Genomic DNA, 1306 nt, shown 5'->3' with positions numbered 1-1306 from the left:
CTTCAACGTGGAAAGTCAGTGCACGCCGTCCCGCGCAGCGACCATGACAGGACGATATGGCATCCGGAGCGGAAACCATACAGTCCCACTGGGAGGCGGCGTTTACGGTCTGACTCAGTGGGAAATCACGATGGCCGAGATGCTCAAGGAAGCAGGATATAACACGGCCATGTACGGAAAATGGCACCTTGGATGGACCGAAGGGCGCTATCCAACGAATCAAGGATTCGACGAATTTTACGGTGTTGAAACCACGGACGTTACAGTCTGGCGCACGCTTCCGGGATTTGCTGAAGCCAACATGGAAGAGCCTGTTGTGATGCAGGGAGTTGCAGGGCAGCCAGCAACCATCGCGCGGGACTATGACTTGGACTACCGCGGCGAGATAGATGGCGACCTGACTAAGAAAGCCATCGATTTCATCGAAGCTAAGAGTGGGGAAGATGCGCCGTTTTTCATCTATCTTGCATATACGCAGACCCACTATCCAAACATCGCGTCCGACGAGTTTGATGGCGCTACTGGAAACGGCGTCTGGGCCGACATTCTACTTCAAACAGATAGCTATATTGGACGTATCGTTGATGCGATCGAGGGGGCAGGTGTTTCCGACGAAACCGTGGTGATATTTACTGCAGATAACGGCCCCGAAGCTCTTCCGGTTGGAAACGCCAATGTCTCGCCGGTTCCTGCGGTACATGGTACTGCAGGACCATGGCGCGGTACTCTGTTCACCAGCCTTGAAGGAAGCATGCGCGTGCCTTTCGCCATCAAGTGGCCGGGGAAGATCCCCGCTGGTTCAGAAAGCAACGACGTTGTCCACTCGATGGACCTTTTTCCAACACTGGCGGCATTTGCAGGAGGCCAAGTGCCGGACGACCGGGCATTTGATGGCATCGACCAGTCCGAGTTCTTTCTAGGTGTCCAGCCGAGATCGAACCGAGAAGGCGTGATCGTCTACATGGGAGAACAGATATTCGGTGTAAAATGGAAGGACTGGAAAGTTCTGTTCAAAGAGAACACAACGGCTTTTGGCGCGACGGAGTCTTTCGACACACCAAGGGTCTACAACCTTCTGAATGATCCGCACGAGCGCGAAAGCGTTCTCTTCCCGCACACATGGGCGGCAGAAAAGGCGTTGCCGCAGTTGCAGGAGCACATTGCTACCTTCGAGGAGTTTCCTCCGATTCCCCCAGGAACGCCGGACCCCTACGAACCACCCACTGACTGAAGGGCGGCTTTGTCCGAGCAATAGGCCTTGATGAAACACGTGGCGAAGGTCCGGATCGAACCCACTTTGCCTGAA

The 1306-nt window shown here is 54.8% G+C and carries 1 protein-coding gene; it reads left to right on the top strand.

Translation table 11 applies throughout. The annotated features are described in order from the left end of the window. Positions 1–7 precede the first annotated feature (7 nt). A complete protein-coding gene (locus ACXAH8_RS23080) occupies positions 8–1231 on the top strand; it encodes a sulfatase-like hydrolase/transferase (protein WP_475220843.1) in 1224 nt (407 codons plus the stop codon). Positions 1232–1306: the final 75 nt, after the last annotated feature.

It is taken from the genome of Ruegeria sp. ABV3_008 (genome assembly GCF_056161185.1).
The sequence above is the reverse complement of the archived record's forward strand: the minus strand, read 5'-3'. Positions and strand labels throughout refer to the sequence as shown.